Source organism: Streptomyces sp. NPDC028298, assembly GCF_055565895.1.
This window is the reverse complement of the sequence record NZ_JBVHTL010000001.1, coordinates 1,279,743-1,303,617: the sequence shown is the minus strand read 5'-3', so window position 1 is coordinate 1,303,617 and position 23,875 is coordinate 1,279,743. Positions and strand designations below refer to the sequence as shown.

General features: G+C 72.9%; 18 protein-coding genes. 13 read left to right on the top strand and 5 right to left on the bottom strand.

Translation table 11 applies throughout. The features are described 5' to 3' along the window. Window positions 1-304: 304 nt before the first annotated feature. Window positions 305-889, top strand: coding sequence for an adenylosuccinate lyase (locus tag ACZ4TO_RS05785; RefSeq protein ID WP_382795180.1), 585 nt, complete (start codon window positions 305-307; stop codon window positions 887-889). Here the strand turns inward: ACZ4TO_RS05785 and ACZ4TO_RS05780 are convergent. The 3 genes from ACZ4TO_RS05780 to ACZ4TO_RS05770 form a co-directional block, all read right to left on the bottom strand. Continuing rightward, the gene (locus ACZ4TO_RS05780) at window positions 886-1,488 is read right to left on the bottom strand and encodes a GNAT family N-acetyltransferase (protein WP_468023522.1); all 603 of its coding nucleotides are present in this window, start codon (window positions 1,486-1,488) and stop codon (window positions 886-888) included. The two genes, ACZ4TO_RS05785 and ACZ4TO_RS05780, sit on opposite strands and share 4 nt — an antisense overlap. Window positions 1,489-1,548: 60 nt before the next feature. Next, window positions 1,549-3,132 carry an alpha/beta hydrolase gene (locus ACZ4TO_RS05775; RefSeq protein WP_468023521.1) on the bottom strand — a complete coding sequence of 528 codons (1,584 nt, stop codon included), beginning with the start codon at window positions 3,130-3,132 and terminating at the stop codon, window positions 1,549-1,551. A 217-nt stretch (window positions 3,133-3,349) separates the two neighbouring features. Then, window positions 3,350-4,399 carry an Rv2578c family radical SAM protein gene (locus ACZ4TO_RS05770; protein WP_468023520.1) on the bottom strand — a complete coding sequence of 350 codons (1,050 nt, stop codon included), beginning with the start codon at window positions 4,397-4,399 and terminating at the stop codon, window positions 3,350-3,352. Between the two features lie 171 nt (window positions 4,400-4,570). Between ACZ4TO_RS05770 and ACZ4TO_RS05765 the strand changes: the two genes are divergently transcribed. The 10 genes from ACZ4TO_RS05765 to ACZ4TO_RS05720 all read left to right on the top strand — a co-directional run bounded on the left by ACZ4TO_RS05765 (window position 4,571) and on the right by ACZ4TO_RS05720 (window position 19,160). Then, entirely contained in the window at window positions 4,571-5,014 is a 444-nt protein-coding gene (locus ACZ4TO_RS05765) for an SRPBCC family protein (RefSeq protein ID WP_382795191.1), read from the top strand. Window positions 5,015-5,241: 227 nt separating this feature from the next. Next, window positions 5,242-7,632 (top strand): MFS transporter, encoded by a 2,391-nt coding sequence (locus ACZ4TO_RS05760; RefSeq protein ID WP_468023519.1) that lies wholly within the window; start codon window positions 5,242-5,244, stop codon window positions 7,630-7,632. A gap of 176 nt (window positions 7,633-7,808) precedes the next feature. After that, window positions 7,809-10,265, top strand: a complete 2,457-nt coding sequence (locus ACZ4TO_RS05755; RefSeq protein ID WP_468023518.1) for an ATP-binding SpoIIE family protein phosphatase — start codon at window positions 7,809-7,811, stop codon at window positions 10,263-10,265. Between the two features lie 171 nt (window positions 10,266-10,436). Continuing rightward, window positions 10,437-11,162 (top strand): class I SAM-dependent methyltransferase, encoded by a 726-nt coding sequence (locus ACZ4TO_RS05750; protein WP_468023517.1) that lies wholly within the window; start codon window positions 10,437-10,439, stop codon window positions 11,160-11,162. Window positions 11,163-11,235: 73 nt separating this feature from the next. After that, complete coding sequence (locus tag ACZ4TO_RS05745) at window positions 11,236-12,069, top strand: M55 family metallopeptidase (protein WP_382795202.1); 834 nt, start codon at window positions 11,236-11,238, stop codon at window positions 12,067-12,069. Then, a complete protein-coding gene (locus ACZ4TO_RS05740; RefSeq protein ID WP_382795205.1) occupies window positions 12,062-13,366 on the top strand; it encodes a M20/M25/M40 family metallo-hydrolase in 1,305 nt (434 codons plus the stop codon). Before ACZ4TO_RS05745 ends, ACZ4TO_RS05740 begins: the two co-directional genes overlap by 8 nt. Window positions 13,367-13,375: 9 nt before the next feature. Then, complete coding sequence (locus ACZ4TO_RS05735) at window positions 13,376-15,349, top strand: LpqB family beta-propeller domain-containing protein (protein WP_468023516.1); 1,974 nt, start codon at window positions 13,376-13,378, stop codon at window positions 15,347-15,349. A gap of 237 nt (window positions 15,350-15,586) precedes the next feature. Then, window positions 15,587-16,513, top strand: a complete 927-nt coding sequence (locus ACZ4TO_RS05730; protein WP_468023790.1) for a S66 peptidase family protein — start codon at window positions 15,587-15,589, stop codon at window positions 16,511-16,513. A 44-nt stretch (window positions 16,514-16,557) separates the two neighbouring features. Continuing rightward, window positions 16,558-17,106 (top strand): GNAT family N-acetyltransferase, encoded by a 549-nt coding sequence (locus ACZ4TO_RS05725; RefSeq protein WP_382795211.1) that lies wholly within the window; start codon window positions 16,558-16,560, stop codon window positions 17,104-17,106. A 77-nt stretch (window positions 17,107-17,183) separates the two neighbouring features. Continuing rightward, on the top strand, window positions 17,184-19,160 hold the full coding sequence (locus tag ACZ4TO_RS05720) for a DUF5107 domain-containing protein (protein ID WP_468023515.1): 1,977 nt from the start codon (window positions 17,184-17,186) through the stop codon (window positions 19,158-19,160). Between the two features lie 163 nt (window positions 19,161-19,323). Here ACZ4TO_RS05720 and ACZ4TO_RS05715 read toward each other — a convergent pair whose 3' ends face one another. Next, window positions 19,324-19,671, bottom strand: coding sequence for a VOC family protein (locus ACZ4TO_RS05715; protein ID WP_382795216.1), 348 nt, complete (start codon window positions 19,669-19,671; stop codon window positions 19,324-19,326). Between ACZ4TO_RS05715 and ACZ4TO_RS05710 the strand changes: the two genes are divergently transcribed. Further along, window positions 19,670-21,856 carry a transketolase gene (locus tag ACZ4TO_RS05710; RefSeq protein ID WP_468023514.1) on the top strand — a complete coding sequence of 729 codons (2,187 nt, stop codon included), beginning with the start codon at window positions 19,670-19,672 and terminating at the stop codon, window positions 21,854-21,856. The genes ACZ4TO_RS05715 and ACZ4TO_RS05710 overlap by 2 nt on opposite strands. Window positions 21,857-21,924: 68 nt before the next feature. Continuing rightward, complete coding sequence (locus ACZ4TO_RS05705; RefSeq protein WP_468023513.1) at window positions 21,925-22,662, top strand: GvpL/GvpF family gas vesicle protein; 738 nt, start codon at window positions 21,925-21,927, stop codon at window positions 22,660-22,662. Between the two features lie 139 nt (window positions 22,663-22,801). On the opposite strand, the gene ACZ4TO_RS05700 is transcribed toward ACZ4TO_RS05705, so the two are convergent. Beyond that, window positions 22,802-23,635: a class I SAM-dependent methyltransferase gene (locus ACZ4TO_RS05700; protein ID WP_382795223.1), complete on the bottom strand. Its 834-nt coding sequence runs from the start codon at window positions 23,633-23,635 to the stop codon at window positions 22,802-22,804. Window positions 23,636-23,875 lie beyond the last annotated feature (240 nt).

The following is a 23,875-nucleotide window of genomic DNA, read 5'->3' as shown; positions in this document are numbered from 1 at the left end:
GGAGGTTGCGGGTGTTTCCGGGCTGACGAGCGCACACGCCCGGTGCCGTCCCGGGGGTGCCGACGAACGGGCGCCCACGGGCGGTGAAAGCCGACCGGCCCTGTCCCGGAGCCATGTCGTACTGAGAGGTACCTGAAGTACCGAACCGACTGCGCTCACGGTGGCTGCGTCACCAGGCCACCGAGAGGTGAGACACGAGTGGGTAACTCGCTCGTCTGAGCTTAACCCGCCGGTAACGAGCGCGCCAGCCCCCGACTTTGTGATGTACGTCCCCGCACGTCACCCGCTTGCCTAAGCTCGCCCCATGGACGAAGCGTTGCGATCGCTCACGGAGCGTCTGCGGACCGAGGCCGGGTCCGGCGCATCGGCGGCCTACGAACGTCTGGCCGGGACGGGGGATCCCGAGGTGCTCGCCGCGGCGCTGACCGAGCCGGGACAGCCGCTCTGGGCGCGGGAGTTGGTCGCCTTCCGGCTCGGCACGGCAGGGGACCGGCGGGCCTTCGAGGCACTCGTCCTGCTGCTCAACCACCGCGATCCGCAGCGCTGCGCGTCCGCCGCCCACGCCCTGGCCCGGCTCGGCGACCCGCGCACCGCCCGCGCCGCCGCGGCGCTGGCCACCAACGAGCTGCGGGTCGCGTACGCGCTCCAGCCGGTGCGGCTCCTGGTCGAACTGCGCGCGCCCGAGGCCGTACCCGCGCTGATCACCACCCTGGAGCGCAGGCTGCGCCCGCACGACCCCTACCGCAAGGTCGCCCTCGCCTGCGCGGAGGGCCTGGGCGTCCTCGGCGACGCGCGGGCCAGACGGGTCCTGAACGAGGCGCTGGCCCACCCGGCGCTCGCGGAGACGGCCGTGCGCGCGCTGGCCCGGCTGCCCGACGGGCAGGTCTAGGACCCTTCAGAGGGTGACTCCGCCGGTGTCCGCGCCCGGGCGGGGCCGGTGCCGGTCAGTACGCGGGCGTAGCGCACCTCGGGCACCGCGACCCCGGCCGCCTCGAAGGGTTCCTCGGCGCCGTCGGGGCCGAAGCCGGCTCTCTCGTAGAAGCGGCGGGCCGGGGCGTTCTCCTTGAGGACCCACAGCAGCATGCGCTCGCGCCCGGCCGCCGTGCAGCGCTCCACCGACTCCCGCAGCAGGGCGTGCCCGATCCCCTGGCCCAGCACATCCGGGTGTACGTAGATGGCGTACAACTCGACGTCCTGGGACCGGACTTCGTCGTCGCGGTGCGGTCCGTGGCAGGCCCAGCCGACCACGGATCCGGCGCGCTCCGCGACCAGGTTCACGACGGACCCGTCGCCCTGTTCGAGGCGGGCGCGCCGGCGTGCCGCGTCCTCGGTCACGCTGAGTCCGTCCAGGTACGACTGCGGGATCAGGCCCTTGTACGCGTGCTGCCAGCCGCGCACCCGGATCTCGGCCACGCGCGCGCAGTCGTCGAGGGTCATCTCGCGGACCCGGGGCCCGTCGGGGGCGAAGGCGGTCGTCGGCTCGTTCATGGGTCCATCGTGGACCACGGGTCCGACAGCGCCCCCGACGGGCTTGCGGGTCAGGGAGGGTCAGCCCCGGTGACCGAGCATCCGGTGCAGGGTCGAGCCCTGGGACGAGGAGGACAGGGCCTTCGCGGCCAGCGGCTTCGGGTCGGGCAGCGCCTTGCACACCGCGTCGGCCTCGCCGCCGCCGCGCGGCACCTTGCCGTCGGTCAGATAGGCCGCGAGGTACTTGTCGAGGCAGGCGTTGCCGCTCAGCGTGATGCCGTGGTTGCCGCCGCCCTGCTCGACCACGAGGCTGGAGCCGCGCAACTGGTGATGGACGGTCACCCCTCCCTCGTAGGGAGTGGCCGCGTCGTCGGTCGCCTGGAACAGCAGCGTCGGAGGCAGCTTGCGGTTGGAGATGTCCACCGGCCGCAGCGAGTCCGTGGACCAGAACGCGCACGGCGCGTTGTACCAGGCGTTGTTCCAGGCCATGAACGGCGCCTTGTCGTACACCGCCCAGTTGTCCTTGCGCCACTGGCTCCAGTCGCGCGGCCAGGACGCGTCACGGCACTGGACCGCCGTGTAGACGCTGTAGCCGTTGTCGCCCGAGGCGTCGACGGCGCCGAAGTTCTCGTACGCCTCGACCAGCGCGTCCGACTTCTTGTCGTTCACGTAGGACGCGAACGCCTCGGCTAGGTAGGGCCAGTAGCCGTTGTAGTAGCCGCCCGGGATGAAGGTGTCCTCCAGCTCGGAGGCGCCCACCTTGTTCTCGGCGGGTTCCTTGGCGAGCGCCGCGCGCATCGCGTACCACTTGGTCTCGACGGCGGCCGGGTCGGTGCCGAGCTTGTAGACGGCGTCGTTCTTCGCGACCCACGCCAGGAACGCCAGGTGACGGTCGTTGAAGGCGTAGTCCTGGCTGATGTTGTCGTCGTACCACACCCCGGTGGGGTCGACGATGGAGTCGAGGACCAGCCGGCGCACCCGCTGGGGGTAGAGCTTGGCGTACACGGCGCCCAGGTAGGTGCCGTACGAGTAGCCGAAGTAGTTGATCTTCTTGGCGCCGAGGGCGGCCCGGATCGCGTCCATGTCGCGGACCGCGCTCACCGTGTCGAGGTACGGCAGCAGGTTCTCGTACTTCTTCGCGCACGCCACGGCGAAGTTCCTCGCGCGGGCGAGGTTCGCCTTCTCGAGGGCCCGGGTGCTCGGGACGGTGTCGGGGCGGACGGGCTTGAAGTGTCCGGGCTCGCAGTCGAGGGCCGGCTTGCTCTTGCCGACACCGCGCGGGTCGAAGCCGATGACGTCGTACTGCGCCGCCACGGCCTCGGGCAGCGCGGAGGCGACGAAACCGGCCAGCGTGAGTCCGCTGCCGCCGGGACCGCCCGGGTTCACCAGCAGCGGTCCCTGGTACGTCTTGGCGGTGTGCGGGACACGGGACAGGGCGAGGGTGATCCGCTCGCTGTAGGGGTTCGAGTGGTCCAGCGGCACCTTCACGGACGCGCACTGGAGCGTCGGATAGTCGCTGGTGCCGCACTTCTTCCAGACGGGCTCGGCGGTCCGGGTGGTGGGTGGCGCGGCGCCGGGGCCGGTGCTCGCGTCGGCGGGGATCGACGTGATCATCCCGGCCAGCACGACGGCCGCCCCGCACAGCGCGGCTGCGTGTTTCTTCACAAGGCCTCCCAGGACGGAGGAATCTGAGCCGTGCACGCCACGGCCTTCGCCGTATCGTGCCGGGCGGTGGTCCTGGAAGAACGTGTTCCGGCGAGACTCGACCCGATTGGATGGCCCGATGCGCTCGGATGCCGTCACGGGCCGTACCGGCGGCCCTTGGGGGAGGCGGTCGGGCGGGGGCGCGCGACAGTGCGCCGTGACGGATCGTCATCGGCCCTCAGAGCAGGGTCAACTGCGTCGGTTCCGGGGTGACGGGAGCCGGGGCTTCCACGGGCCCGGGCGGGGTGATCCGGCGGGGCATTCCCGCGCGCGAGGGGCCGATGCCGTACTCCTGCGCCAGCTCGTGGACCTGACGGGTGATCCGGCGCTGGTACCACTTCGGGGCGTACGCGCCCTCCGCGTACAGCCGCTCGTACCGCCGTACGAGATGCGGGTGGTGGTGCTCCAGCCAGGCCATGAACCATTCGCGGGCGCCGGGCCGCAGATGCAGCACCAGAGGGGTCACCGAGGTGGCTCCCGAGGCGGCGATGGCCCGCACCGTGGCGCGGAGCTGGGCGGGGTGGTCGCCCAGGAAGGGGATGACGGGGGCCATGAGGACACCGCAGCCGATGCCGTTCTCCGTCAGGGCGCGGACGACGTCCAGGCGGCGCTCGGGGGCCGGTGTGCCCGGCTCCACGGTGCGCCACAGCTCGCCGTCCGTGAAGCCGACGGAGACCGAGATCCCGACGTCGGTGACCTCGGAGGCCTGTTTCAGCAGGTCGAGGTCGCGCAGGATGAGTGTGCCCTTCGTCAGGATCGAGAAGGGGTTCGCGTGGTCGCGCAGGGCCGCGATGATGCCCGGCATGAGCCGGTAGCGGCCCTCGGCGCGCTGGTAGCAGTCGACGTTGGTGCCCATGGCGATGTGCTCGCCGTGCCAGCGGCGCGAGGCGAGCTGGCGGCGCAGCAGTTCCGGAGCGTTGACCTTCACCACGATCTGCGAGTCGAAGCCGAGGCCGGTGTCGAGGTCCAGATAGCTGTGCGTCTTGCGGGCGAAACAGTAGACGCAGGCGTGTGAGCAGCCTCGATAGGGGTTGACGGTCCACTCGAACGGCATCCGGGAGGCCCCCGGCACCCGGTTCACGATCGACCGTGCCCGGATCTCGTGGAACGTGATCCCCCGGAACTCGGGCGTGTCGAACGTCCTCGTCGTGACCGCGTCCGCGCCGAACAGGGCGGCGTCCCGGGCGGGGCCCCCGGCGGGGTCCGCTGTCAGGTTCTCCCAGCGCATGGCGCCTCCTAGGTAGTACTGGACAGAGAATAGAACACATGTTCCCTTGATCGTGCGACCTGATTCCCGACGCGTTCCGCGCGCGCCCACGGGCACCCCGATTTGGGCGGCCGGGGCACCGGGTGGTTGGCTGGCCGCACATCCCGGGAACCAAGTGCTGGAGGAAGTGCCATGGCGCAGGTCGAGGCCACGACGGAGCGGGTCATCGCGGCGGACGCGGAGGCGGTGTTCGACGCCCTGGCCGACTACAGCGGCACGCGGCCGAAGCTGCTGTCCGAGCACTTCAGCGAGTACGAGGTCCGCGAGGGCGGCGACGGCGAGGGCACCCTGGTGCACTGGAAGCTCCAGGCCACCAGCAAGCGGGTCCGTGACTGCCTGCTGGAGGTGAGCGAGCCCACCGACGGCGAGCTCGTCGAGAAGGACCGCAACTCCTCCATGGTCACCACCTGGCGTGTCACCCCGGCCGGCGAGGGGAAGTCGCGCGTCGTGGTCACCAGCGTCTGGAACGGCGCGGGCGGCATCGGCGGCTTCTTCGAGCGGACCTTCGCGCCCAAGGGCCTCGGCCGCATCTACGACACCCTGCTCGCCAACCTCGCCACGCACACCGAGAAGTGAGCCCCGCCCTCCGGGGCGAAGCGGTTCCCGGAGGCTCAGGTACGGCCTCCGGGCGGCGACTTGACGGTCGAGACCGCCAAGAGGCCGCCCCCGAAAGCGTGTTGTGCCCTCACCGTTTCGGGTGGATCTCCCTCCTGTGCGGCGCTATGCCGTAACTCGTCACGCTTGCCGGAAGTTGTCGCGATTGGCGGCAATTGTGCGGCGGGCGCGACGAGGGGAGCGGACACATGGGCGGGATCACTTCGGTGCGGGACGAACCGGCCCTCGCACCCCCGCGCGACCCGGCTCCGCCCGCCGCCGAGCCCGTCGGGCCGACCCCGCGCCAGGTACGGCTGATCTTCTGCGGACTGATCCCGGCCCTGCTCCTCGCCGCGCTCGAGCAGATGATCGTGGCCACCGCGCTCCCGAGGATCGTCGGAGAACTGCACGGCCTCGACCGGATGTCCTGGGCGATCACCGCCTACCTGCTCACCTCCACCGTCGGACTCCCCGTCTACGGAAAACTCGGCGACCTCTACGGCCGCAAGGGCGTCTTCCAGTTCGCCATCGCGGTCTTCGTCATCGGCTCCGCGCTCGCCGGACGGGCCCGGACCATGGACCAGTTGATCGCCTTCCGCGCGGTCCAGGGCGTCGGTGCCGGCGGGCTCATGATCGGCGTGCAGGCGATCATCGCGGACATCGTGCCGCCGCGCCGCCGCGGCCGGTTCATGGGCCTGATCGGCGCCGCCTTCGGGCTCGCCTCGGTCGCGGGACCCCTGCTCGGCGGCTACTTCACCGACCATCTGTCCTGGCGGTGGTGCTTCTACGTCAACGTGCCCTTCGGCCTGCTCACCCTGGCCGTCGTCACCGTCGTCCTCAAGCTGCCGAAGCCCGCCGTCCGCGGGCGGGTCGACGTCCTCGGCGTCCTGCTCCTCGCCGCCGCCTCCACCTGCCTCGTCCTGCTGACCAGTTGGGGCGGCACCCAGTACGCGTGGAGCTCACGGACCGTCCTCGCGCTGGCGGCCGGCGCGGTCGCGACGACGGCGCTCTTCCTCGTCGTCGAGCATTTCGCGGTCGAACCCCTCATCCCGCTCAGGCTGTTCAAGGACCCCGTCTTCAACGTCACCGCGCTCGTCGGCCTGGTCGTCGGCGCCGCGCTCTTCGGCGCCGCCGGCTACCTCCCCACGTTCCTGCAGATGGCGGACGGCGCCGGCGCCACGGAGTCCGGGCTCCTGATGCTCCCCATGATGGGCGGCATCGTCGTCGCCTCCGTCGTCTCCGGGCAGATCGTCAGCCGCACCGGCCGCCACAAGGTGTTCCCGGCCCTCGGCTGCGCCCTGGCGGCCGCCGGCATGGGGCTCCTCTCTCGCCTCGACGCCGACACGCCCCGGCCGCAGTACAGCCTCTGGATGGCGGTCCTCGGTGTCGGCATCGGCATGGTGATGCCCGTGCTGGTGGTCGCCGTGCAGAACTCCGTACGGCCCGCCGACCTCGGCACCGCCACCAGCGCCAACACCTACTTCCGGCAGATCGGCGGCAGCGTCGGCGCCGCCGTCTTCGGCACGCTCTTCGCCCACCGGCTGGCCGACGCGCTCGCCCACCGCCTGCCCCCGCGCGCGGGGAGGGCGGCCCCGGACCCCGAGTCCATCACCCCGCAGGCCGTCCACGCGATGCCCGCCGCCCTGCGCGCCCCCTACATCGGCGCCTACGTCGAGGCGATGCCGAGGATCTTCCTCTACCTCGTCCCCGTCCTCGTCCTCGGCCTGCTCATCGCCTGCTTCCTCAAGGAGAGACCGCTGGTGTCCCACAACGCATCCGCCGCAGACCCGGCCGCCGCGCGGACGAACGACCGGATCCCCCAGGCCCGTTCGGGGTACGCCGCCGGGCTCCCCGTCTGCGGCACCGTGCAGCACCCCGACGGAACCGCCGTGGCACGCGCCGCGCTCACCCTCATCGACATCGGCGGACAGCAGATCGGCCGGGGCGCCAGCGCGGAGGACGGCCGGTACGCGCTGTCCACGCCCGGGGCGGGCTCGTACGTGCTGATCGCCGCGGCAGGCGGGCACCAGCCGCAGGCCGTCTCGGTCACGGTCGGCGAGCGGCCGGTCGAGCTCGACGTCGTGCTGGGCGGCGCCGGACGGCTCACCGGCAGCGTCCTGACCGCGGACGGCACCCCCGTGCGCGAGGCCACCGTCACCCTCACCAACGTCCACGGCGAGGTGGTCGCCACCACCCGCAGCGGACGCGAGGGCGGCTACGTCATCACGGAACTGGTGGCCGGCGAGTACACCCTCGCCGCCGGCGCGCCCGCGTTCCGGCCCGCGGCCCTCCCGGTGACCGTCCACGCGGCCCACGAGACCCGCCAGGACGTCGAACTCGCCGGTGGCGCCGTGCTGCGCGGTACCGTCCGGGCGGGCGGGGGACGGCCCGTGGAGGACGCGCGCGTGACCCTGCTGGACGCCGCGGGCAACGTCGTCGACACCCTCACCACCGGCCCGGACGGGACGTTCCGGTTCATCGACCTGTCGTCCGGCGAGTACACCGTCATCGCGGCCGGCTACCCGCCCGTGGCCACCGTGCTCCAGGTCGCCGGAGGCGGCCGCACGGAGCACGACCTGCTGGTGGGACACGAGGACTGACGCGCGCCCCCGCCCGCCGGCCGGGCCCGACAGGCGCCCGGGCGGGCACCCCGCGCGCCGGAGCCGCCGCTGCCGACGCCAATTCCCGCGTTGTCGCACATCGCGACGAGCCGCCGCCGTACGGTGGTGGAGGCCGACCAGATCATGCGGAGCCGTGGGGAGAGAGGGCCTGGGCCATGGACCGTGGCACCGAAGCGGGCGCGACTCCCGGCCCCGGAGCCGGGAACGGCGTGGCGGAGCACGCCGACGCCGGACGCATCCCGCTGGCCGTGGTGGTCGTGGACCGTGACGGACTCGTCTCGCACTGGAGCAGCGGCGCACGACGCCTTTTCGGCGCCCCCAAGGAAGAGGCGCTGGGCCGCCACGCGGCGGACCTGCTCCCGGTCTCCGGGGCGCTCCCCGAGGACGCGGGCGCGACTCCCCTGGGGAGCCGCGCCACGTACGACGGACTCGGCCCCGGCCTGGAGTCCTCCCTGGACGGACATCTCTCCTATCCCGCCGCCGGACGCGCCCGGCTCACCACCGCCCGTCCCGAGCGGATCGACGTCCTGTGGTGGGCCTACCCGCTGGTGGGCCCCGGCCCGGAACGGCTGCTCGTGCTCGCCGCGGACGCGGCCGCCATGCGGCACGAGGACGACGACGTCTCCTTCGAGCGCATCGCACCGGGCTTCGCGCTGCACACGGACTTCCCCGGCGCCGAGGAACTGGCCCGCCGGCTCCCCGACATCCTGCCAAGCATGAGCGTCGGCGAAAGCGCCCGCATCGTCTCCCAGGTGCTGGAACTGGGCTATCCCGTCCTGGAGTTCAGCCAGAACGACCGGGTTCCCGTCACCCCCGACTGGGGCGTGCCCCGGCGCGCGGAGCGCAGGGCGCGCCGCGAGCGGGCCGTCCGGGCCGCGGCCTCCGGAGCGCCCCTGCCGCAGGACCTCCCGGACGACGAGGGCGAGGACCTCGAGTACGTGGCGGTGCGGGAGCGCCTGGAGTTCCTGAACGAGGTCAGCGGGCGCATCGGCACCTCCCTCGACCTGTCGCGGACCATCGTGGAGGTCAGCCGGGCCGTCGTGCCGCGCTTCACGGACGTGGCGGGCACCTATCTGCGCGAGCAGGTCGTCGCCGGTGAGGGCTTCCCTGAAGGCGTCCCCGACACCACCACCATGTGGCACCGGGTCGCCCTGGAGCACACGGACGAGCCGGGCCGCTGGGACGACGTCGTGCCGGTCGGCGAGGCCATGCCCTTCCCGGCGCACACACCCTTCTTCCAGTGCATGACCACCGGCGAGCCCGTCCTCGTGCCGCGCATCAGCGAGCAGATGGGCCACATGATCGCCGCGCAGTTCGAGAAGCGCGACATCAGGCCGCTCATCACCGGCCGCTCCATGCTCGTCGTGCCCCTCAAGGCCCGGCAGGTGGTGCTCGGGTTCATGATCCTGCTCCGGCACCCCGAGCGGGTCGAGTTCAACGACATGGACCGGGTCACCGGCGCCGAACTCGCCGCCCGTGCGGGCCTGGTGCTCGACAACGCGCGCATGTACACCTATCAGGAGAGCGTCGCCGAGACCCTCCAGGACAGCATGCTGCCGACCATCGAACCGCGCATGGCGGGCTGCGACATCGCCACCCGCTATCTGCCGGGAACACTCCTCGGACGCGTCGGCGGCGACTGGTTCGACTCGGTGAAGCTGCCCGGCTCGCGCACCGCCCTGGTGGTCGGGGACGTCATGGGCCACGGCCTCAACTCCGCCGCGATGATGGGCCAGTTGCGCACCGCCGTGCAGACCATGGCCGCGCTCGACCTGCCGCCCGCCCAGCTCCTGCGCAACCTGGACGACCTCGCCCAGCGCCTCGGCGACACCTACCTCGCGACCTGCCTGTACGCCGTCTACGACCCGATCGCCGGGATGCTGCACCTCGCCAACGCGGGCCACATCCCGCCGGTCCTGGTCCGCGCCGCGGACGGCCGCAGCGAGCTGCTCGACCTGCCGACCGGGGCGCCCATCGGCGTCGGCGGAGTGCCCTTCGAAGCGGTCCGCGTCCGGGTGCGGCCCGGGGACCGGCTCGTGATGTGCACCGACGGACTGGTCGAGGTGCGCGGCGAGGACATCGGTGTCGGCCTGGCCACCCTGTGCGAATCGGCCGCCCACCCGGCCGCCTCCATGGACCAGGCCTGCGACACCATCATCCGGGCCCTCAACACCCGCGGCGGACGCAAGGACGACGTCGCCCTGCTGATGGCCCGGCTCTACGGCATCGGGCCCGAGGCCGTCGCCGAATGGCGCCTGGCGCTCGACCCGGCGGAGGCCGGCCGAGCGCGCGCCGTGGTGCGCGAACAGCTCCACGAGTGGGGGCTGACGGCTCTCGCCGACAACGCGGAGCTGATGGTCGGAGAGCTCGTCACCAACGCCGTACGGCACGCGCACAGTCGCCGGATCGAGTTGCGGCTCGTCCGCGGCGACACCCTGCTGTGCGAGGTGGACGACGACGACCACACGCTCCCGATCCTGCTCAGCGCCGGTCCGGGCGACGAGTTCGGACGCGGACTGCGGCTCGTCAGCGCGCTGTCCCGCGAGTGGGGCGCCAGCCGCACCGGCGCGGGCAAGACCGTGTGGTTCGAACTGACGCTCCCGCGCGGCTGATCCGTTCCCGCCGCCTCCCGCACGCCGGCGCGGTTCCGGTGGGCGAAGGGGTACGGGGTTCGAATGAGCGGTGAAGGAATGCGCCGGCGGCTTGTCGGCGCACGCCCGGCGCGGTAGACCGATCAGGCCCGCCGGGTGCCGGCGGGCGCGGTCGCGACCCGGGGAGCGGGCATGAGCGTGAGCAGTCGGTACAGGGGGGCCTGGGAGGGCTTCTGGCGCGAGGCCCCCAGCGGGCAGGGCGGAGTCCTCTGGGACGCCGAGCCGGCGCTCACCGCCGCGGTCCACCTCGCCCACTTCGAGCCCCATCTGACCGCGCCGGACCTGCCCCTGGTGGACCTCGGCTGCGGCAACGGCACCCAGACCCGCTTCCTGTCCGACCGGTTCCCGCAGGTCGTCGGCACCGACCTCGTGCCCGCGGCGCTCGACCACGCCCGCGACGCGGATCCGGCGGGCCGGGCCCGCTACCGGCTGCTCGACGCGGCGGACAAGGCCGAGACCGAGGCGCTGCACGCGGAGCTCGGCGACGCCAACGTCTACATGCGGGGCGTGCTCCACCAGTCGGAGCCCGACGACCGGCAGCCGCTCGCGGACGGCCTGGCCGTCCTCGCGGGCGACCGGGGCCGGGTGTTCCTGGTCGAGCTCGCCGAGGCCGCCGGTCCGATCCTGCGCGCCCTCGCCCGGAGCGAGGACGGTCCTCCGGCCAAACTGGCCCCGGTGTTCCGGCACGGCATCGCCCCGGGCGAGGTCGAGGACGCCGCGGTCCCCGAGCATCTGCGCCAGGCCGGCCTCACCGTCCTCGCGAGCGGTGAGCTCCCGCTCTTCACGACCGAGCACACGCCCGACGGCACCCTCATCGAACTTCCGTCGCGGTGGCTGGTGGCCGGACGCCCCGGGTGACACGCCGGCCCGGACCGGCAGGAGTTGTCCACAGGCTCTGCCGGGTCCGGGCCGAAGCGCGTACGGTTTCGGCATGAAGATCCTCATCAGCGCCGACATGGAAGGCGCCACGGGTGTGACCTGGCCGGCCGACGTGTTGCCGGGGACTCCCCAGTGGGAGCGCTGCCGCGCGCTGTTCACCTCGGACGTGAACGCCGCGGTGCTCGGCTTCTTCGACGGCGGCGCCGACGAGGTGCTGATCAACGAAGCGCACTGGACCATGCGGAACCTGCTGCTGGAGCGGCTCGACGAGAGAGCGGAGATGCTCACCGGGCGGCACAAGGCGCTGTCCATGGTCGAGGGCGTCCAGCACGGGGACGTGGACGGCATCGCGTTCGTCGGCTACCACGCGGGCGCGGGCATGGAGGGCGTCCTCGCCCACACCTATCTGGCGAACTCCATCACGGGTGTGTGGGTCGACGACGTACGGGCCAGCGAAGGCCTGCTGAACGCGCGCGTCGTCGCCGAGTACGGCGTGCCGGTCGTCCTGGTCACCGGCGACGACGTGGCCTGCGAGGACGCCCTGGGGTACGCGCCGGAGGCACTGAAGGTCGCCGTGAAGGACCATGTCTCGCGGTACGCGGCCGTGTGCCGCACCCCGGCCAGGACCGCGGCGGACATCCGGGCCGCGGCCAAGGAGGCGGCCGCCCTCGCGGTGCGGCACGAGCCGGTCGCCGGCGGGCCGTTCACGATCGCCCTGGAGTTCGACGCCGAGCATCTGGCCATGGCGGCCACCGTCGTCCCCGGGGTCGGCCGTGTCGGTGAGCGCAAGATCGCGTACACCAGCGACACGATGTACGAGGGGATTCGGACCTTCAAGGCGGTCACCACGATCGTCTCGGCCGCGGTGGAGGAGCAGTATGGCTGACGAACGGGCACTGGACGAGGTCGTCCGGTTCACCTCGGACCTCATCCGCGTCGACACCACCAACCGCGGCGGCGGGGACTGCCAGGAGCGCCCGGCCGCCGAGTACGCGGCCGCGCGGCTGGCCGAGGCGGGCCTGGAGCCCACGCTCCTGGAGCGCACCAAGGGGCGTACGAACGTCGTGGCCCGGCTGGAGGGCACCGACCCGTCCGCCGACGCCCTGCTCGTCCACGGTCATCTGGACGTCGTGCCGGCCCAGGCCGAGGACTGGAGCGTCCACCCGTTCTCCGGAGAGATCCGCGACGGCGTCGTCTGGGGACGCGGCGCGGTCGACATGAAGAACATGGACGCGATGATCCTCGCCGTCGTCCGCTCCTGGGCGCGCGAAGGGGTACGGCCCCGCCGCGACCTGGTCATCGCCTTCACCGCGGACGAGGAGGCGAGCGCCGAGGACGGCTCGGGCTTCCTGGCCGACGAGCACCCCGGCCTCTTCGAGGGGTGCACGGAAGGCATCAGCGAGTCGGGGGCGTTCACCTTCCACGACGGCAGCGGACGGCAGCTCTATCCGATCGCCGCGGGGGAGCGCGGCACCGGCTGGCTCAAGCTCACCGCGCGGGGACGGGCGGGACACGGCTCCAAGGTGAACCGGAGCAACGCGGTGACCCGGCTGGCCGCAGCGGTCACCCGCATCGGCGCCCACGAGTGGCCGCTGCGCGTCACCCCGACCGTGCGGGCCGCCCTGACCGAACTCGCCGCCCTGTACGGCGTGGACGGCGGCCTGGACGACGTGGACGCCCTCCTGAGCAAGCTCGGACCGGCCGCGGCGCTGGTGGAGGCGACCGTCCGCAACAGCGCCAACCCGACGATGCTGAGCGCCGGTTACAAGATCAACGTGATCCCCGGGGAGGCCGTCGCCTACGTGGACGGCCGCTATCTGCCGGGCGGCGAGGACGAGTTCCGCACGACCATGGACCGGCTCACCGGACCGGACGTGGAGTGGGAGTTCCATCACCACGAGGTGGCGCTCCAGGCGCCGCTGGACACGCCGACGTACGCGCGGATGCGGGCGGCCGTCGAGGAGTTCGCACCCGAGGGCCATGTCGTCCCCTACTGCATGTCGGGCGGCACGGACGCCAAGCAGTTCTCCCGCCTCGGCATCACCGGCTACGGCTTCACGCCGCTCAAGCTCCCCGAGGGCTTCGACTACCAGGCGATGTTCCACGGAGTCGACGAGCGCGTCCCGGTCGAGGCGCTCCACTTCGGCGTCCGCGTCCTCGACCGCTTCCTGCGCACGGCCTAGGGGGACGAGATGCAGACCACGCCATACGGCTCATGGCCCTCGCCGATCGACGCGCGGCTCGCCGCGGCGCACGACGGCCATCCCGAGTTCGTCGGTTTCGTCGGCGACGAGGCCTGGTGGACCGAGCCCCGGCCTGCCGAGGGCGGGCGGCGCACACTCGTGCGGCGGACGGCGGACGGCACCGAGGAGGCGGTCCTCCCCGCCCCGTGGAACGTCCGCAGCCGCGTCATGGAGTACGGCGGCAGCCCCTGGGCGGGGGTCATGGGCCCCGAAGGCCCGCTCGTCGTCTTCGTCGACTTTGCCGACCAGCGCCTCTACCACTGGGAACCCGGGAGCGAACCGCGCCCGCTGACACCTCTCTCGCCGGTGGGAGGCGGACTGCGCTGGGTGGACCCGCAGTTGCGCCCCGAGCTCGGTGAGGTCTGGTGCGTCATGGAGGAGTTCACCGGCGGCGGAGCCACCGACGTGCGCCGGGCCCTCGTCGCGGTGCCGCTGGACGGATCGGCGGCGCGGGACCGGGCCGCCGTGCGTGAACTGTCCGACGGGCGGCACCGGTTCGTCACCGGCCCCCGGCTCTCCCCGGACGGCCGGCAGGCGGTCTGGCTCGCCTGGGACCACCCCCGGATGCCGTGGGACGGCACCGAGGTGATCCTCTCGGACGTCACCGAGGACGGCACGCTGTCCGCCCCGCGGCCCGTCGCGGGCGGCCCGGAGGAGTCCGTCGCCCAGGCCGACTGGGCGGCCGACGGCACGCTCCTGTTCGTCAGCGACCGCAGCGGCTGGTGGAACCTCCACCGCCTGTGCGCGGACGGCGAGGCGGTCGCCGTCTGTCCGCGCGAGGAGGAGTTCGGGGGACCGCTCTGGAAGGTCGGCCTCCGGTGGTTCGCACCGCTGGAGAGCGGACTGGTCGCCGTCGTGCACGGACGGGGCACCACCGCGCTCGGGATCCTGGACCCCGAGACCGGCGAAGTCGTCGACGCGGCCGGACCCTGGACCGAGTTCTCGCCGACGCTCGCGGTGCACGGCAGCAGGGTCGTCGGTGTGGGAGCCAGCCCCCGCAGCGCCCACGAGGTCGTCGAACTGGACGCCCGCACCGGGCGGGCCCGGGTGATCGGCGCCGCGCACGACGACCCGGTCGACCCGGCCTACTACCCGGAACCCCAGATGCGCACCTTCGTCGGCCCCGCCGGCCGCGAGGTCCACGCGCACATCTACCCGCCGCACCACCCCGGCCATGTGGGCCGCGCCGACGAACTCCCGCCGTACGTCATATGGGTCCACGGCGGCCCCACCAGCAGGTCGCCCCTGGTGCTCGACCTGGAGATCGCCTACTTCACCTCCCGCGGCATCGGGGTGGCCGAGGTCAACTACGGCGGATCGACCGGCCACGGACGGGAGTACCGCAACCTGCTGCGGGAGCAGTGGGGTGTCGTCGACGTCGAGGACTGCGCGGCCGTCGCGCTCGCCCTCGCCGAGGAGGGCACCGCCGACGGGCGGCGGCTCGCCGTTCGCGGCGGCAGCGCGGGCGGCTGGACCACGGCCGCCTCGCTGGCCACCACCGACGTCTACGCCTGCGGCACGATCCTCTACCCCGTGATCGACCTCACCGAATGGGCCTCGGGGGAGACCCACGACTTCGAGTCGCAGTACCTGGAATCGCTCGTCGGCCCGATCGCCGAGGTACCGGCCCGGTACACCGAGCGGTCGCCGTCCACGCACGCCGACAAGATCACCGCGCCCTTCCTGCTGCTCCAGGGGCTCGAGGACGCCGTCTGCCCGCCCGTGCAGTGCGAGCGGTTCCTGGCCAGGCTGGAGGAGCAGGGCCGCCGGGTCCCGCACGCCTACATCGCCTTCGAGGGCGAGGGCCACGGTTTCCGCCGCGCGGAGACGATGGTGCGTGCCCTGGAGTCCGAACTCTCCCTGTACGCCCAGGTCCTCGGGCTGGACCCGCCCGGCATCCCCACCCTGGAGCTGTCCAAGTGAGGCGGCCCGGCAACCGGAGACACAGGAACCCGAGGGACCTGAACGCCGGCACCGGGCACCTGGATCGCGACACCGGCACCTGAACCCTTGAATCCGAGCTGTCGGCCGTGAACACCCGCACACGAACCACCGGCACATGAACCACGCGCACGCCAACCACCGGCACCGGCACATGAACCACCCGCACACGAACCATCAGCACCTGGAGCCCCACGCGTGACCCGAACGACCGCACCGATCACCGCACTGACCAGGCCCGCGCGGCTCGCCGCCGGGGCCAGGGTCGCGGTCGTCGCACCCAGCGGGCCCGTCCCCGAGGAGCGGCTCGAAGCCGGCCTCGACATCCTGCGCGGCTGGGGCCTCGACCCGGTCGTGGCACCCCATGTCCTGGACCGGCACAACGAGTTCGCCTACCTGGCGGGGACGGACGCGGACCGGGCCGCCGACTTCCAGGCGGCCTGGTGCGACCCCGACGTGGCCGCGGTGCTGTGCGCCCGAGGCGGCTACGGCGCCCAGCGCATGATCGACCTCCTCGACTGGGACGCCATCCGCGCCGCGGGTCCCAAGGTCTTCGTCGGCTTCAGCGACATCACCGCCCTGCACGAGGCGTTCGCCACCCGGGTGGGGCTCGCGACCCTGCACGGCCCGATGGTGTCGTCCCTCGGCTTCGTGAAGAACGAGCGGTCCCAGGAGCATCTGCGGGCGACCCTCTTCGAACCCGAGTCGGTCCGGACCATCGCCTCCTCCGAGGCCGCTCCGCTCGTGCCCGGGAAGGCCCGCGGTGTCACGCTCGGCGGCTGCGCCAGCCTGCTGGCCGCCGGGCTGGGCACCCCGCACACCCGTGCCGGGGCCCGCGGCGGGCTGCTCCTGATCGAGGACGTCGGCGAGGAGGCCTACCGCCTGGACCGGATCCTGACCCAACTGCTGCGCAGCGGCTGGCTCGACGGAGTCGCCGGCGTCGCCCTCGGCTCCTGGGCGGACTGCGGCCCGTACGACAGACTCCGCGCGGTGTTCGCCGACCGGCTCGGCCCGCTCGGCGTCCCGGTCGTCGAGCACGCCGGGTTCGGGCACGCGGAGGGGACGCTGACGATGCCGTTCGGAGTCCGCGCCGAGCTCGACGCGGACGCGGGGACACTCACCCTGGACGAGCCCGCGCTGCGCTGACAGATGAAGCTGCCGCCGCGTCGGTGATCGCGTAGGGTGACCGGATGCCTGAGAACGTCGGCTTTCTCGCCGAGGGCCCCCGTGTGGGCATCCGTCACTTCACCATCGAGGACGGCGCGGAGTTCACCGCTCGGGCCAGGGAGAGCAGGAGCCTGCACCACCCCTGGCTCTTCCCGCCCGGTGACATCGACGCCTACGCCGTCTACGCCGGCCGGCTGATCAAGGATCCGACCAAGGCCGGGTTCCTCGTCTGCGAACGGGACGGCGGGGGCATCGCCGGTTTCATCAACATCAACAACATCGTCCTGGGCGGCTTCCTGTGCGGTGCCCTCGGCTACGGCGCCTTCGCCCACGCGGCAGGGCGCGGGCTGATGACCGAGGCGCTGGGCCTCGTCGTGCGGTACGCCTTCGGGGAGATGGGCCTGCACCGGCTGGAGATCAACGCGCAGCCCGGCAACGCGGGGTCGATCGCGCTGGCCCGCACCTGCGGCTTCCGCCTCGAAGGCTTCTCGCCCGCCTTCATCCACATCGACGGCGCCTGGCGGGACCACGAACGGTGGGCGATCACCGCGGAGATGGTCAAACCCGGCTGACCGGCCGCGCCTTTGCGCAATCCTGACCCGATTCCGATGAGCGGACACCCTGGTCAGCGGGCCGATCTCCCTGTTCCATGGTCGTCGTGACGACGATCCGACGTGACGTACTGGCCCTCCCGGCGGCGGAACTGGGCCCGAGCAACCCGCTGCCGCCCCTGCGGACCCTCGACGAGATGCACCAGATCGACGACCGCGACCGCGTCGGCCTGCCGGGCGACATGGCCCGGCAGATCGGGTACGAGCCGCTGCGCAGCGTGCTGCCCGAACGCATACGCGACGGGTACGAGCGAGAAAGGGCGCCGCGCGAACTCGACACGATCGTGATCGAGAACGACCGGCTGCGCGCCACCGTGCTGCCCGGCTACGGGGGCCGCATCGTCTCGCTCTTCCACAAGCCCACCGAGACGGAACTGCTCTACACCAACCCGGTGCTCCAGCCGGCCTGCTTCGCGCTCAACGGCGCCTGGTTCTCCGGCGGCATCGAGTGGAACATCGGCGCCACCGGGCACACCACCCTGTCGTGCTCACCCGTCCACGCGGCCCGCGTCCCCGCCCCCGACGGCGGCGAGATGCTGCGCCTGTGGGAGTGGGAACGACTGCGCGACCTCCCCTTCCAGGTCGATCTGTGGCTGCCGGAGGGCTCCGACTTCCTGTACGTCGGCGTCCGCGTGCGCAACCCGCACGAGAGGCCCGCCCCGCTGTACTGGTGGTCCAACATCGCGGTCCCCGAGGAGCGCAGGGTGCTCGCCCCCGCCGAGGAGGCCTGGCACTTCGGCTACGAGCGACGGCTGCGCCGGGTACCCGTGCCGGAGTACGACGGGACCGACCGGACGTACCCGCTCAACAGCGTCTTCCCCGCCGACTACTTCTACGAGGTGCCCGACGGGCGGCGCCGCTGGATCGCCGCGGTCGACGGCTCGGGCGAGGGCCTGGTCCAGACGTCCACCGACGTGCTGCGCGGGCGCAAGCTCTTCGTCTGGGGCTCGGGACCCGGCGGCCGGCGCTGGCAGGAGTGGCTCACCGAGCCGGGGACCGGCGGATACTGCGAGATCCAGGCCGGGCTGGCCCGTACGCAGCTCGAACACGTACGGCTCGAGGCCGAGAGCGACGTCTCCTGGCTGGAGGCGTACGGGCCGCTGTCGGTCGGCGCGGAGACGGCGCACGGAGCGGACTGGGAGGCCGCGCGGGCCGAGGTGGAGAGCCGGCTGGAGGGCGTCCTCGCCCGCGACGCGGTCGACGCCGCGTACACCGCCTGGCTCCCGCACGCCGACACCGCGCCCGGCGAGGTCCTCGCCGTCGGTTCCGGCTGGGGCGCGCTCGAAGTGCTGCGCGCCGCCCACAAGCTGCCCGGGACGCCCTTCGAGGAGAGCACGCTCGGCGCGGACCAGGAGCCGTGGCGGGAACTGCTCAGCTCCGGCGCCTTCCCCGAGCTCCGGAAGGTCGGGCCGCCCGGCGAGACGCTGGTGGCCTCGCACTGGCGCGACATGCTGGAGACGGCGCCCGCCACCCCGGCCGCCGAGTACCACCTCGGCGTCGCCCAGTGGCATGCCGGAGACGTGGCCCAGGCCGTGCGGAGCTGGGAGCGGGCCCTCGAACTCGCGCCGTCGCTCTGGCCGTTGCTGCGCTGCCTCGCCGTCGCCGACCAGGAGGCGGGCAACGACGAGCGGGCCGCGGACCGCTACGCCGAAGCCTTCGACGACCTGTGCCGGGAGCGGCGCGACGACGGGGAACGGTGGACCGCCGTGACCGCCGCGCTCGGCCGCGAGGCCATCGAGGCCCTGCTGAAGGCGCGCCGTCCGGCGCAGGCGCGTGCCGTGTGGGAGCGGCTGCTTCCCGGGACCCGGGACCGTGGCAGGTTCCGGCTCGTCGAGGCCGAGCTGCTGCTCGCCGAGGGCCGCCGCGAGGACGCGCGGGCGATCTTCGACGCGGGCTTCGAGGTCGCCGACCTGCGCGAAGGGGCGGAGACCATCGACCGGCTGTGGTCCCGCATCGCCGACGAGCCGCTCCCGGCGCGCTACGACTTCCGCATGCGGCCACCGGCGACGCCTTGAGGGCCCCGGCCCGGGGCCCCCGTGAGGACGGCCTCGGGTTCCCGGTGACGACGGCCCAGGGATCCCCTTGACGACGGCCTCGGGTTCCCCGTGACGACGGCCTCGGGTGCGCCACCGCCGGGTGGTGTACCCGAGGCCCGTCGCGTCCGGCGGCCGGAACCGCTCAGCCGCGGCGGTCCGCGTACTCGTACACCGAGCCGTCGGGATGGACGGCGATGAGGTTGCGGCCCGCCGGTGTCCCCACCGGGCCCGCGACGACCCGGGCGCCGAGGTCGGTGAGGACCCGGCCGGTCTCCTCCACGTCCTCGACGGCGATCGTCGCCGCGACCTTGCGCAGCACGTCGAGCTCGGACGCGGGCCCGCTCATCAGCAGAAAGCAGCCGACCGCCGCGACCGACACACCGCCGCGCTCGAAACGGAGCGCTCTGCCGCCCGCCAGCCGTTCGTAGAAGGGGACCGCGGTCTCCAGGTCGTCGACGCAGACGCGCAGCGTGGCTCCCAGAATCTCCATGAGGACGAGCCTAGTTGGGCGCGCACGGCACGGGAGATCGATTCGGACGATCGCTCCCGGCACCCGGTCGGCTCCGCCGGCTCCGCCGGGTGTCCGGCCGCCCAGGTGCCTCGGGCCGACGCCTCCGGCTGCCGGAGACCGACGAGCCCGGTGTCCCGGGCCGACGACCCCGGGTACCGGGGGCCGTGAGTCGCCGGGCATGCCCGTGTTTGGGCGCCCGGCTCGGGGGGACGCGGAAAGCCCGTACGGCGGGCGGAGACCGGCCTCACCCGTGCCGACGAGGAGGGGCCGGAGCACCGAGCTGTCCGGAAACCGCCGGACGCAGGGAAGGAACACGATGAACACACGCGAGCTCAACGACCTGGCCCGGCAACTGCGCGTCGACAGCGTCCGGGCCGCCGACGCGGCGGGTTCGGGACACCCGACGTCGTCCATGTCCGCCGCCGACCTGATGGCGGTCCTGCTGGCCAACCACACGCGCTACGACTTCGAGCGCCCGCGGCATCCCGGCAACGACCGTTTCGTCCTCTCCAAGGGACACGCCTCACCGCTCCTGTACTCCGCGTACAAGGCGGCCGGCGCGCTGAACGAGGCCGAACTGCTCACCTTCCGCAAGGCCGGCAGCCGGCTCGAAGGGCACCCCACCCCCCGGCAGCTCCCGTGGGTCGAGACCGCCACCGGCTCGCTCGGCCAGGGACTGCCCGTCGCGGTCGGCATCGCGCTCGCCGGGAAGCGCCTCGACCGCACCGGATACCGCGTCCGGGTGCTGTGCGGCGACAGCGAACTCGCCGAGGGCTCGGTGTGGGAGGCCGCCGAACACGCGGGGTTCGAGCACCTCGACAATCTGACCGTTATCGTCGACGTCAACCGCCTGGGCCAGCGCGGGCCGACCCGGCACGGACACGACCTCGACGCGTACGCGCGCCGGTTCGCGGCCTTCGGCTGGCACACCGTCGAGGTCGACGGACACGACGTGGACGCCATCGACCGGGCCTTCACGGAGGCCGACTCCACCGCCGGACAGCCCACCGTGATCCTCGCCCGCACCCTCAAGGGCAAGGGCGTGGCATCGGTCCAGGACCGCGAGGGCATGCACGGCAAACCGCTGCCGGACGCCGAGGCGGCGATCGCCGAACTCGGCGGGGTGCACGACCACCGGGTCGCGGTCCAGCCGCCGCCCGCCGCCCGGATGCTGCACGCCGTACGCTCCGGCCACCTCGACCTGCCGCGGTACGAGACCGGTGACGAGGTCGCCACCCGTGACGCCTTCGGGAAGGCGCTCGCCGCGCTCGGCGGCGCCCGCGGCGACGTCGTGGCGCTGGACGGCGAGGTCGGCGACTCGACCCGCGCCGAGTTCTTCGCCAAGGAACACCCCGAGCGCTACTTCGAGTGCTACATCGCCGAGCAGCAGCTCGTCGCCACCGCCGTGGGCATGGCCGCGCGCGGCTGGGTGCCGTACGCCTCGACGTTCGCGGCCTTCCTCACCCGTGCCCACGACTTCGTGCGCATGGCCGCCGTCAGCGGTGCCGGCATCAACCTCGTCGGCTCCCACGCGGGCGTCGCCATCGGCCAGGACGGACCTTCGCAGATGGGCCTGGAGGACCTGGCGATGTTCCGGACCGTGTACGGCTCGACCGTGCTGTACCCGTGCGACGCCAACCAGACGGCCAAGCTCGTCGCCACGATGGCGGGTCTGGAGGGCGTCCGCTATCTGCGCACCTCGCGCGGGGAGGGCCCCGTCATCTACAGCGCCACCGAGGAGTTCCCCGTCGGCGGCAGCAAGGTGCTCCGCGCCTCCGCCGACGACCGGCTCACGCTGGTCGCCGCCGGTGTCACCGTCCACGAAGCGCTGGCCGCCGCGGAGGCGCTCGACCGCGAGGGCATCCAGGCCCGGGTGATCGACCTCTACTCGGTGAAGCCGGTGGACCGGGAGACCCTGCGCGAGGCCGCCGAGGAGACCGGCTGCCTGGTCACGGTGGAGGACCACCGTGAGGAGGGCGGTCTCGGGGACGCGGTCCTCGACGCCTTCACCGACGGCCGCCCCGTGCCCCGGCTGGTACGCCTCGCCGTCCGTACGATGCCCGGCTCCGCGAGCCCGGCCGAGCAGCTCCACGCGGCGGGCATCGACGCCGAGTCGATCGCGGCGGCGGGCCGTCTGCTGGTCGAGACGGCCGTGGTGCGCTGACCGGTGTCCGGAGGGCACCATGGTCAGTACGCCGCGGGGGGTGCGAGTGGAAGCGCGGGAGGAGATTCATGAGCGCTCTGCGCTATGTCTACGCGATCTGCCGCCCCTTCCCGGCGGCGCTGTCGGCCGAGCTGACCGGGGTCGGCGGCGTCCCGCCCAAGCTGCTGCGCCACGGCGATCTGATCGCCGTGGTCGGCTCGGTCCCGGAGCGGGACTTCGCCGCCGAGCCGCTGCGCCGCCGACTGGAGGACGTCCACTGGCTGGAGGCGACGGCCCGCGCCCACCAGGGCGTCCTCGACGCGCTCACCGCCGTCACCAGCCCGCTGCCGCTCCGGCTCGCCACCGTCCTCAGGGACGACAGCGGAGTGCGCGTGATGATCGACGAACGCAGGGAGGACTTCCTGCGGACGCTCGACCGGCTCGACGGACGCGTGGAGTGGGATGTGCGGGTGTACGCCGACGCCGCCCCGGAACAAGCCGAGGCGTTCACGCGCCGGCTGCACCGCACACTCTCCGAGTGCGCCGAGGAGAACCGGCTGCTGACCCCGACGAACCCGGCCTCGTCCCGCCAGGCGCCTTCCGGGGAAGAGGGGCGGCACGTCCTCGACGCGGCCTATCTGGTGCCGCGCGCGGACTCGGGGGAATTTGTGGAACGGCTGAACAGTGAGGGAGAGGAGGCGGGGATCCGGGTGGAGCTGACCGGACCGTGGGCGGCGTACTCCTTCACGGGATCCACGGGTCTCACCGGGTTCACGGGCGTCACCGGGTTCACCGGTCTGCCGAGCTGTACGGGCCGTACAGGCTGAGCGGCGCGGACCGCGCGGTCCGCGCGGCCCGGGGCCGGGGTCGGGGCGCCCCCCGACCCGGACCGCGCGCGGCCGTTCGCCTCGCGGACCGCGTCCCGGCGCGCGCCCGTTCCCTCGGCTCTCCCGGGCGGGAGCGGCGTCACGCCGCCTTTCGGCAGAGGATCTCCCCGTGCAGCACGGAGAACCAGCCGTCCTCCTGCCGTCCCCACCGCCGCCAGGCGTCCGACACCGCCCGCAGCTCCTCCGTCGTCGCATGGCCTCCCTGCGTCGCGCGCTCCGCGTACGCCGAGGCCACCGTGCGGTCGGCCCACAGTCCGCTCCACCACGCCCGTTCGTCCTCGGTGGCGAACGTCCAGGTGCTCGACGTGGCCCGGATGTCCCGGATCCCGGCGGCCAGCGCCCACGATTTGAGACGGCGGCCCGCGTCGGGCTCGCCCCCGTTGGCGCGGGCCACCCGCAGGTACAGGTCCTGCCAGTCGTCCATGCCCGGCACCGCCGGATACCAGGTCATGGCCGAGTAGTCCGAGTCGCGGACCGCGATGATCCCGCCCGGCCTGGTGACCCGGTGCATCTCGCGCAGCGCCTGGACCGGATCACCCACGTGCTGGAGCACCTGGTGGGCGTGGACCACGCAGAACGTGTCGTCCGGATACTCCAGTGCGTGGACGTCGGCGACGGCGAACTCGACGTTCTCCAGACCGCGTTCGGCCGCCGTCCGGCGTGCCTGGTCCAGGATGCCGGGGGCGTGGTCGACTCCGGTGACCCGGCCGTCCGGCACCCGTTCGGCCAGGTCCGCGGTGATGGTGCCCGGTCCGCAGCCGATGTCCAGGATCTTCATGTGCGGCTTCAGGGAGTCGAGCAGGTAGGCCGCCGAGTTGGCGGCGGTGCGCCAGGTGTGCGAGCGGAGCACCGACTCGTGGTGGCCGTGCGTGTAGACGGCCGTCTCCTGCGGTTTCGACTGTGACTGAGCCATGACCGATCCCCTTCTCGTCGTACGGGCCTCCCGGGCGTGTACGCACTCCCCGAGGCGATGTCATCACCGTACGCGGTCATGCCGAATGATGAGACCCGCATCTTGCTATGTGGACAAGGGGATTGGGGTGCCTGGTCAGTCGGCGGGACGCGGACGCAGGCGGCACACGGTCAGGGGGCGGGGAGCGGGCATGCGTGGCAGGCGGTCAGTGGGCGGGACGCGGGCATACGTGGCAGGCGG

Excerpts from the sequence above, each read along its gene's own strand:
- ACZ4TO_RS05785 (WP_382795180.1), top strand. The coding sequence starts at position 305 with ATGGACGAAGCGTTGCGATCGCTCACGGAGCGTCTGCGGACCGAGGCC.
- ACZ4TO_RS05780 (WP_468023522.1), bottom strand. The coding sequence starts at position 1,488 with ATGAACGAGCCGACGACCGCCTTCGCCCCCGACGGGCCCCGGGTCCGC.
- ACZ4TO_RS05770 (WP_468023520.1), bottom strand. The coding sequence starts at position 4,399 with ATGCGCTGGGAGAACCTGACAGCGGACCCCGCCGGGGGCCCCGCCCGG.
- ACZ4TO_RS05765 (WP_382795191.1), top strand. The coding sequence starts at position 4,571 with ATGGCGCAGGTCGAGGCCACGACGGAGCGGGTCATCGCGGCGGACGCG.
- ACZ4TO_RS05760 (WP_468023519.1), top strand. The coding sequence starts at position 5,242 with ATGGGCGGGATCACTTCGGTGCGGGACGAACCGGCCCTCGCACCCCCG.
- ACZ4TO_RS05755 (WP_468023518.1), top strand. The coding sequence starts at position 7,809 with ATGGACCGTGGCACCGAAGCGGGCGCGACTCCCGGCCCCGGAGCCGGG.
- ACZ4TO_RS05750 (WP_468023517.1), top strand. The coding sequence starts at position 10,437 with ATGAGCGTGAGCAGTCGGTACAGGGGGGCCTGGGAGGGCTTCTGGCGC.
- ACZ4TO_RS05745 (WP_382795202.1), top strand. The coding sequence starts at position 11,236 with ATGAAGATCCTCATCAGCGCCGACATGGAAGGCGCCACGGGTGTGACC.
- ACZ4TO_RS05740 (WP_382795205.1), top strand. The coding sequence starts at position 12,062 with ATGGCTGACGAACGGGCACTGGACGAGGTCGTCCGGTTCACCTCGGAC.
- ACZ4TO_RS05735 (WP_468023516.1), top strand. The coding sequence starts at position 13,376 with ATGCAGACCACGCCATACGGCTCATGGCCCTCGCCGATCGACGCGCGG.
- ACZ4TO_RS05725 (WP_382795211.1), top strand. The coding sequence starts at position 16,558 with ATGCCTGAGAACGTCGGCTTTCTCGCCGAGGGCCCCCGTGTGGGCATC.
- ACZ4TO_RS05720 (WP_468023515.1), top strand. The coding sequence starts at position 17,184 with ATGGTCGTCGTGACGACGATCCGACGTGACGTACTGGCCCTCCCGGCG.
- ACZ4TO_RS05710 (WP_468023514.1), top strand. The coding sequence starts at position 19,670 with ATGAGGACGAGCCTAGTTGGGCGCGCACGGCACGGGAGATCGATTCGG.
- ACZ4TO_RS05715 (WP_382795216.1), bottom strand. The coding sequence starts at position 19,671 with ATGGAGATTCTGGGAGCCACGCTGCGCGTCTGCGTCGACGACCTGGAG.
- ACZ4TO_RS05705 (WP_468023513.1), top strand. The coding sequence starts at position 21,925 with ATGAGCGCTCTGCGCTATGTCTACGCGATCTGCCGCCCCTTCCCGGCG.
- ACZ4TO_RS05700 (WP_382795223.1), bottom strand. The coding sequence starts at position 23,635 with ATGGCTCAGTCACAGTCGAAACCGCAGGAGACGGCCGTCTACACGCAC.